The 1,364-nt window shown below is 60.1% G+C and carries 2 protein-coding genes; both read right to left on the minus strand.

What is annotated here, in order from left to right:
• On the minus strand, nt 1–341 hold a 341-nt coding region (locus tag AOQ71_RS40215), incomplete at its 3' end, for a flagellin N-terminal helical domain-containing protein (protein ID WP_488226159.1).
• A 361-nt stretch (nt 342–702) separates the two neighbouring features.
• Nucleotides 703–1,364 (minus strand): flagellin (locus AOQ71_RS49430; protein WP_283809638.1); only part of this gene is annotated, 662 nt, incomplete at its 5' end.

A 1,364-nucleotide genomic window follows, 5' to 3' on the forward strand; every position in this document is an offset into this window, starting at 1 on the left:
GTGGTGGAGACGTTCGACTTGGTGGAATAACCCACGGTGGTCTGGAGCGCCTGGTTGGCGATCGACTTGGCGCTGTCGATCAGCTTTTGCAGCGAGGTGATGCCGGTGTTGGCGGCCTGCAGCACCTGCACACCATTGGCGATGCCGTCGAGCAGGTTGTTGATGTCGCTGGCCCGGTTGTCGAGCGACTGTGCCGTGAAAAAGTTGGTGGGATTGTCCAGGGCCGAGTTCACGCTCTTGCCCGTCGACAGACGGCTCTGCGTGGTGGCGAGAAGATCGGCGGTGGACTGGAGAGAGAGCAGGTTCTGGCGAACCGAGGACGAGAGAACGATACCGGACATAAGCTGTTACCCTTCTGGTACGCAACGCAACAAACTTCGATTAGGATTAATCGATGCCGGGACGGTGAACGTAGACGGCTAACAAAGCATGAAGCGTATCGCGACAGTCCTTGCGAGGATTCACCATGTGCGCGCTCCGTGCTGGATCGTGCGAATCTGTATCGTCATGATCGGATGATGTTTTTCGGTGCAGCGAACGGGCGTTTGCCACTTGTCAACCATAACTCAGAGTCGGCAATTCGCTGCATTCGAATGCACCGTCTCCCCTCACCGCACATCGCCGCCGAACGCAGGCACATAAACGAAAGCGGCGGGGCCGAAGCCCCGCCGCCAGATCTTGTTCTGCGATGTCGACCGCTTGTTAGCGGAGCAGCTGGAGCACGCTCTGCTGCGACTGGTTGGCCAGCGACAGCGCCGAGACCGCGATCGACTGGCGGGTCGACAGCGCCTGGCTGTTGGCCGCTTCGACGTTGGTGTCGGCAAGCGTCAGGTTCGACGAACCGGTCTGCAGCACGTTGATCAGGTTCTTGTTGAAGTCCTGACGAACCTGCACGACCGAGAGGTTCGAACCGAGGGTCGAAGCTTCCGAGCGCAGCGTGCTCGAAGCGGCGTTCAGGTTGGTCAGCACCTTGTTGGTGGCAGCATTGTCGATGAAGTCCACGCCGCTGGTCAACGAGGCGAGGCCCAGGCCCTTGGAGTTGTAGGTCACGCCGGTGATGTTCAGGCTCGACTTGCCGGTCTCGTCGAACGTCAGCTTGAGCTGGTCGCCGTTCAACAGGTTGACGCCGTTGAACGAGGAGTCCTGCGAGGTGGAGTCGATCTGGCTCAGGATGTTGTTGTACTGAGAGACCAGATTCGCGCGAGTCGTCTGGGCAACAGTGTCCTGGATAGGCGCCGAAGCCGTCGAGAAGGTCAGTGCCGTGGTCAGCGTGCCGCCGATCGAGCCACCTGCAGTGCTCGAACCGATGGTCGAGGACGCGTAGTCGTTGGTGGTCGAGATCGTCAGCCGGCCATTGGCGTCGA

The organism is Bradyrhizobium manausense (assembly GCF_001440035.1).
GTDB lineage: Bacteria > Pseudomonadota > Alphaproteobacteria > Rhizobiales > Xanthobacteraceae > Bradyrhizobium > Bradyrhizobium manausense.